The sequence below is a fragment of the Achromobacter sp. genome (assembly GCF_049647645.1).
Classification (GTDB): domain Bacteria; phylum Pseudomonadota; class Gammaproteobacteria; order Burkholderiales; family Burkholderiaceae_B; genus Achromobacter.
The window spans coordinates 25882-32898 of the sequence record NZ_JBARYB010000141.1 but is presented as its reverse complement, the minus strand read 5'-3'; the positions used below and the strand labels follow the sequence as shown (position 1 = coordinate 32898).

The 7017-nt window shown below is 63.7% G+C and carries 8 protein-coding genes; all 8 read left to right on the top strand.

What is annotated here, in order from left to right:
- The coding region (locus WBB14_RS16980) for a tape measure protein (RefSeq protein ID WP_424240872.1) at positions 1–1959 on the top strand (1959 nt) is incomplete at its 5' end.
- 11 nt (positions 1960–1970) lie between these two features.
- Positions 1971–2576 (top strand): phage baseplate protein, encoded by a 606-nt coding sequence (locus tag WBB14_RS16975; RefSeq protein ID WP_424240871.1) that lies wholly within the window; start codon positions 1971–1973, stop codon positions 2574–2576.
- Positions 2573–2905 (top strand): phage baseplate plug family protein, encoded by a 333-nt coding sequence (locus WBB14_RS16970; protein WP_175207227.1) that lies wholly within the window; start codon positions 2573–2575, stop codon positions 2903–2905. The genes WBB14_RS16975 and WBB14_RS16970 overlap by 4 nt, the downstream gene beginning before the upstream one ends.
- Complete coding sequence (locus WBB14_RS16965; RefSeq protein ID WP_424240870.1) at positions 2892–3809, top strand: phage protein; 918 nt, start codon at positions 2892–2894, stop codon at positions 3807–3809. Before WBB14_RS16970 ends, WBB14_RS16965 begins: the two co-directional genes overlap by 14 nt.
- Positions 3806–4507: a Gp138 family membrane-puncturing spike protein gene (locus WBB14_RS16960; RefSeq protein ID WP_424240869.1), complete on the top strand. Its 702-nt coding sequence runs from the start codon at positions 3806–3808 to the stop codon at positions 4505–4507. The genes WBB14_RS16965 and WBB14_RS16960 overlap by 4 nt, the downstream gene beginning before the upstream one ends.
- Entirely contained in the window at positions 4507–4875 is a 369-nt protein-coding gene (locus WBB14_RS16955; protein ID WP_424240868.1) for a hypothetical protein, read from the top strand. Before WBB14_RS16960 ends, WBB14_RS16955 begins: the two co-directional genes overlap by 1 nt.
- A gap of 25 nt (positions 4876–4900) precedes the next feature.
- Positions 4901–6352, top strand: coding sequence for a hypothetical protein (locus WBB14_RS16950; RefSeq protein WP_424240867.1), 1452 nt, complete (start codon positions 4901–4903; stop codon positions 6350–6352).
- A complete protein-coding gene (locus WBB14_RS16945; protein WP_424240866.1) occupies positions 6352–7017 on the top strand; it encodes a DUF2612 domain-containing protein in 666 nt (221 codons plus the stop codon). The genes WBB14_RS16950 and WBB14_RS16945 overlap by 1 nt, the downstream gene beginning before the upstream one ends.

Below are 7017 nucleotides of genomic sequence, written 5' to 3'. Positions count from 1 at the left end.
GGCCTGGCGACCGTGCGCGAGGCGGGCATCGGCGCGTGGGAGGGCGCCCGCCTGGCCATCCAGGACGCGCGGCGGGCGCAGGAGGGCTTCAACCGGAACATCGTGCGCGGCGCGCGCCTGGCCCGGGAGCAGGCCGGGGCGTTCAGCGGGCTGCGTGGCGTGCTGGGGGCCGTCTTCGGCGTCTCGATCCTTAGCCGGATCTCGCGCGATATCGACGCGTGGGGGCAGATGGAAGCCCGAATGCGTCAGGCGACGGCGTCGGCTCAAGAATACGGCGAGGTGGATACGGATTTGGCCCGGATCTCGCGGCTGACGTACAAGGCATACGCGGACAACGCCGAGCTGTTCGTCCGCACGCGCCGCACGATGGCGGATCTGGGGAAGACGACCCAGGACACGGTCGATGTGACTGAGGGCCTCTCGCTAGGCATGGCGCTGTCCAGCACCAAGGCCCAGGACCAGGAATCGGTAATTTCCGCCCTGACTGCCGCCATCATGCAGGGCAAGCTGGGCATGGAGCAGTACGCGACGCTGATGCGCGCGGCGCCCCGCCTGCAGGTGGCGCTGGCGGATGGCCTTCGTACCACTACCGATAAGTTGCTTGAGCAGGTGAAGGCGGGCAAGGTCACGACAGACCAGTTTTTGCCCGCGCTTCAGTCCCAGCTCGCCAAGATGCGAGTCGAGGCCGAGGCTATGCCGGTCACTATCGCTGACGCGATGACGGTATGGAGCGACGCCTTCCAGCGCTTCTTCGGACAAATGCAGCTTGGCCGGGCCGCGGTCGGCGGGGTGACGAAGTCGATCGAGACGTTGGCCGATAACCTCGGGCTGGTGATCAAACTGCTGGCGCTCACAGGCGGCGCGTGGGGACTTCTTCGCCTGCGTAACTGGATGGCGCTGGCGACGGTTCAATCTGGCGGCTTGATCCGGTCGATGATCACGGCGACCCGGACGGCCATTGGCCTGGATAGCGCCATGGCGCTTCGGCGCGGCCCGGCCGGGGCGCTGCGCATGCTGACGCTCTGGACGCGCTCTCTGGCGCCGCTGTTACGCATGGCGGCGGTGCTGACCACGATCTACCTGATCGGCGACGACATCGTTTCCTGGATGCGTGGCGATATTTCGGTGTTGGGAAGTCTGATAGGGCGTGTCGAGGAGTGGAAGCACGAAATTGACGCTGTTCGCGCCGTGCTGGTGTGGATCAAGGACGCACTCGGTGGCGCCGGTAAGGAGCTTGGTCCCTGGATACTGAAGTTTGGAACCATCAGCGTTTTGGCATACGGCCTCTGGAAGATCCTCAGCCCTATCCGAGGGCTACTGGTTTTCCTGGCTACCAGGGTTGTGCCGATGCTGTGGGCTGCTTTCGCTGCGCACCCTCTCGGCCGCATCATCGGTCTGGTGCTGGCCGGCCTGCTGCTGATCTGGCAGAACTGGGACAACATCAGCAAGTTCTTCGGCGAAACCTGGGACGAGTTCAAAAAGAAGGGAAAGGAGGCTCTAGACGGCCTTCTCGGCTTTTTCGAGGACATCGGCGGGCGAATGATCGCCAAGATCCAGGAGATTGGCAGCGCCATTCAGAAGTGGATCATGGATAAGGTCAAGGCTGCGGCTGACTGGCTTAACGAACTCCTGCCCGGCGAAATGCTGAACGATGAGCAGCGGGAAATGATGACGGCTCCGCGCGGCGCGCTAGGCAGACAGGGGCAGTGGCAAGCCTTCGCATCTGGCGCCGGCGTCCCGCTGGTTTCGCCCGGGGCGGCTGTTCGGGCGGGAGCTGGCGCCGGGCGTGGTCCGGTTTCCGTGGAGATCCACAACGAAACCACGGTCAACGCTCCCGGAGCAGATCCCAATGCCGTTGCCGGCGCGGCGCGCAGGGGAACGGAGGCAACGCAGCGCCGCAGCATTGATCGCATTTCACGAATCCTTGGCGCCCCTGCTGGGGTCGAGGTTCCGCCGTAAAGGGGTAGAGGATGAGCTTTGTTTCTTTGGTTTTCGGATGGGGAGGCGGCAGCAGCATCGGCGTCATCCCCCTCGATGCGCTCATCAGCGAAACGACCGAGCTGGAAAGCCAAGCCACCAGCTACGCGGTGGAGGACGGCCCGCCTGTGACGGATCACATCGTGCAGGACTCCGAGCGTCTGGCACTGGACGGCTGGGTGACTGCTGCGGAGGCGACTCTTCTGGGCGGATATGGAAGAGACTTCGTCGGCGCGGCCAATTCGCTGGGCGTTGGACGTCAGAAACTGATAAGCGCCAAGGCGGCACTGCGCACGATTCATGCGGACCGTCTGCCCATCACCATCACCACCGGCCTGGACGTCTATGTGGACTTCGCCATGACCCGATGTTCAATCGGGCGGACCAACGACGGCGGCGACAAGTTCGCCATCACTGCCGAGTTCAGGAAGATCCGAAAGGTCACCCTGCGGCAGGCGGACATTCCGCCCGAGAAAACCAGCGGCACGGCAGCCGGCAAGGCAGGTGGGACGAAGACGAACGGCGGCAAGGCGACGGGAGCCGAACCGACCGCCAAGCAGGGCTCGGATCTGAGCAAGATTCTTGGGAGGGGCACGTGATTGTCATACCTGTGATCGACGCGAACGACAGCCTCACCGAGGTGGAGCTGGAGGGCATCACCTATTTTCTGCACCTGGCCTGGAACAGCGAGGCTGAACTATGGACTCTCTCGATCGAGAACGCCTACAACGAGGTCATCGTTGCGGGCATCGGCGTGGTGCCGGATACGCCGCTTCTCACCCGGTACCGGCATTTGGCGGTGCCACCCGGCGAGCTGGTCGCGCTGGCGCCGGACCGGCGCAACACCATCAGCCGCGAAGCTCTGCCGGCCGGCCAGGTCGCGCTTGCTTATGTTGAATCGGCGGAGGTAGCGGATGGCACGGTTTGATCGGGTGTACCGGCTGCTGGTGGGCAAGCCGAAGCAGAAGGGCGTGGAGATTGTCCAGCCCATGCGCATAACATTCGACATCGCCAAGGACGCCGCCGAGGAGCCGAACGAGCATGTGATCCGGGTCTACAACTTGGCCGAGACCACGCGCCGTGCGCTGGAAGAGCCTGGACTCATGTGTGTGCTGTACGCCGGGTACGCGGAGGAGGGCGGCCCGCTCCTGATTGCCGCCGGAAGCGTGGTCTTCGCCTACACGAAGTTCGAGCAGCCCGACGTGGTGACGGAGCTTATCGTCAAAGACGGCTACGCGGAGGTGCGGGACACAGCGGTTTCCATCGGCCTCGGCTCTGGCGCCCAGGCCTCGTCCATCATCCGCGACATAGCACGGCAGATGGGCCTGCCCTTGATCATGGCCGAAGATGTGCCGGACCGGCGCTGGCAGCAGGGATTTTCGTTCTATGGCGCCGCCCGCACGGCGCTGCACAAGGTGACCCAGGGGACCGGCCTCGAGTGGTCGATCCAGAACCAACAACTGCAGGTCGTAGCGCGCAAGGGCACGACACGCAGGCAAGCCGTGGTGCTGGCCGCGGACACCGGGTTGCTCGGGTATCCAGAGCGCACCCGCGAAGCGGCCCGGGAAAAGGCCAAGGTCAAGGATAAGACGACCGGCGACGACGTGAACATCGTAAGCGCGCGGCAGCAGCGTGACGGCTGGCGGGTTACGTCCCTCCTGTTGCCCACGTTGAACCCTGGTGACCTGGTCAAACTGGAAAGCAGGACGGTAGAAGCATTTCTGCGCATAGAGGCGTTGCGCAGCACAGGTGACAGTGCTGGCGGCGACTGGCAAACCGAGCTTGAGCTTGTCGACAGATACGCGCCGCCCAAGAAGAAGGAAAAGCCATGAATCAGAACCCGGTCTCTGCGCTTCGCGCGCTGATCGCTGGCGAGCTGGCCGAGGTTTACACGACGCTCCCGGGCGTGGTGGTCTCCTATGATGGCACGTTCGTCACCGCGCGGCCGGCGCTGGCCAAGCGCCTGGCCAATGGCGAAGTGCTGCGCGCCCCTCAGATTGTCCGTGTGCCGGTCTGCTGGCCGGCGGGCGACGTGAACGGCGCGCAGGCGCTGATCTCCGTGCCGCTCAAGGCCGGTGATCCGATCAAGCTGTCTTTCTCGGCGCGGGCGCTGGAAAACTGGCTGGCAGGCAGTGATGGGCCGCCGGATGATCCCCGGCAGTTCGATCTGTCCGATGCCTTTGCCACTTCGGTGGTGCGCCCGGGCACGGTGGCGGCCGATACCGAAAACTTGAGCATCCAGTACGGGCCGGCGTGGCTGAAGCTGTCCCCGGAAGGGGACCTGTCCTTCATGGTCAAAGAATGGACTGTGAAGGCAGATCAGACAACCTTCAATTCGCCGGTGACGGTAAATGGTCCTTTCGTCTACACGCAGGGCCTGGCGGGCGAGGGCGGCGATGGCGAAGCGTCGATGCGTGTCCGGGGCGGTGTAGCTTTCGAAGGCGGGCAGCTGACCCACGACGGCAAGAATGTCGGCAGCACTCACCGCCACCGCGACAGCATGGGCGGCGAAGTTGGAGACCCCTACTAATGACCTTAGACCTCGCACTCGCCAACGACGGCGATCTTGCCCTGGACCTGTTGGGGCGCACGCGAATGATCGGCGGGGCGGACCGTGTGCGCCAGCAGGTCAAGGTCACCTTGCTCGCCTTCTTGGGCGAATGGTTCCTAGACACGACCTTCGGGGTGCCCTACTTCGAAGAGGTCCTAGTCAAAAACCCGGATCGCTCCGCTATCGAGGCAGTCCTGCAATCTCGGATTTTGGACGTGCCGGGCGTGACGCGAGTGGGCCGCCTAGCGCTCGACGTTGAGCGAACGCTGCGCGCGCTGAGAGTGAGCTTCGAAGCCGAAACCTCCGAAGGCTTGGCCAGCGACGTTGTGACCATACAGCTCGCCTAAATTCAATTTATTCAAGAGGTTAGTTATGGCCTACGGTGTAACGCCGGACGGGTTCGTGCGCATGCGCCTGCCCGAAATTCGCCAGGAGATCATCGCCGACCTGCGCGCGCGGCTGCTGGCCGCGGGAGTAAGCGAGTCAGTAGAGACGCGCCCGGACAGCATCACGGGGTTGCTTATCGATACCTTTGCAGAGCGCGAGGCGGCCTTGTGGGAGCAGGCGGAAGGGGTGTACCTGTCCATGTACCCCGGTTCGGCCAGCGGCGTCTCACTGGACCGGTCGGCGTCCTTTACGGGCGTCACGCGGCTGACCGATGAGCGGTCACGCGCGTATGTGGTGTTCTACGGCACCAGCGGTACAACGGTGCCAGCAGGAGCGTTGATTCGCCATCGGGTGAGCCAGAACTTGTGGGGGGTGGACGGTCAGGTGCAGATTTTGGCGGGCGCGGCCGCCGATATCACCCTCCAGCCGGAGGTGCACGCGGGGGCTCTGTATGCCGTCACCATCGACGGGTCCGCCTACTCGTATACATCGGCAGCTGTCACCAACTTGCCAGCAATCCTTTCCGGCCTGGTCGCCGCACTTGCATCCAGTGGATTGGCTGTGTCCAGTGATGGCGCGACGGTGCGCGTTCACACCGACGGCCGCGTCGCGGCAGCCTTTGCATGGACAGCGAACCTTACTCTCGCACGGCTCGGCTCGCCCGGCTTGGCCCTCTCCGACGTGGCATCGAGTGAGGTTGCGGCGGTGGGCGATCTCAACGGCATTGTGACGGTCGTGGACGGTTGGCAAGGGGTGGAAAACCTCCAGGCCGGCACGGCAGGCAGGTTGGCGGAGAATGACGCGGATCTGCGCGCGCGTTACCCCTCTGGCCTATTTCGACTCGGGTCGGCGACGCTGCCAAGCATTGCACCGAACGTGCGTGACCGCGTGGCGGGTGTACAGGCGCTGCGCGTCTTCCAGAATGACACCGACGCAGCTGACGCTGCCGGCCGTCCTCCGCACAGTATCCACATAGTTGTGGATGGGGGGCTTGACGATGAGATTGCCAGTGCAATCTTCCGCGTCAAGGCCGCAGGGATCGATACGCATGGCGCGGTGACAGCGGTCGTAACGGACGAAGATGGGGCATTGCAGCCGATTCGCTTCGATCGGCCGGAGCGGGTGTACGTATGGGTTTCCTGCGCGGTCACGCTGCTGCCTTCGTCTGAGCAGGCCTTTCCGCCAGATGGATTCGACAGGATTGCAGCCAACCTGGCTGCAGCTGGCGCCAGTTTTTCCATCGGCGATGACGTGATTCGCCAGCGGCTATTTGGTGCGATCTACCAGACCCAGGGAATTGCGTCTGTCGAGCTGCTGCTGGCATCGGCTACCGATCCATCATTCGAGCCAGGCCCGGGCGATTTCGCGCCCTCCAACATCGAGATCCTGGATATGCAGGTCGCGGTGTTTGACCGCTCCCGCATCGAGGTGACGTGATGGATCTCCAACAAGACCACGCAGGCGTTGCCTGGGGGCATTGGCTGGGGCAGTTCCAAGCCAAACCGAGACTACAGGCGCTGGTCAAGGCGCTCCTTGGGCCTGCTGCGGGGCTACAGGGCGCGCTGCGCGATATGTACGACCAGCGCTGGCTGGAAACAGCAGTCGGCAAGCAGCTGGACGGCATTGGCGAAATCGTCGGGCTGCCGCGCATCATCGACGACACGGTCTATGTCCGCTTCTTCGGTTTCAACGGCCAGCCCAATGTGGGCGGGTTTGGTGAAGCACGGCTGCGACGGGCCAATGAGCGGGCCGTCGGCGGATCCACAACGTTGTTGGATGCCGAGTACCGAAAGCTTCTGTACTGGAAGATCGCGCTCAATAACGGGCACGGCACGGCGCCAGAGATTGCCGCATCGCTCAAACCCATTTTCGACGTCTCCCGCGTGATTGTTCAGGACGTGGGCAACGCGAAGATCCGGATCTGGGTCAGCCGGATTCCCGGGCCGAATGATCCCCTCATGACAACCCCCCGCAAGTGGGTGCCTCAGGCCGCGGGTGTGGGCGTGCAGATTATTTCCGGCTCGACGGAACAGCCCTTTGGCTTCCGCGGGCAGGGCTTCTTTGGTTTTGGCGTCGGCGTGCTGGCGCGAAGGATTCAATAA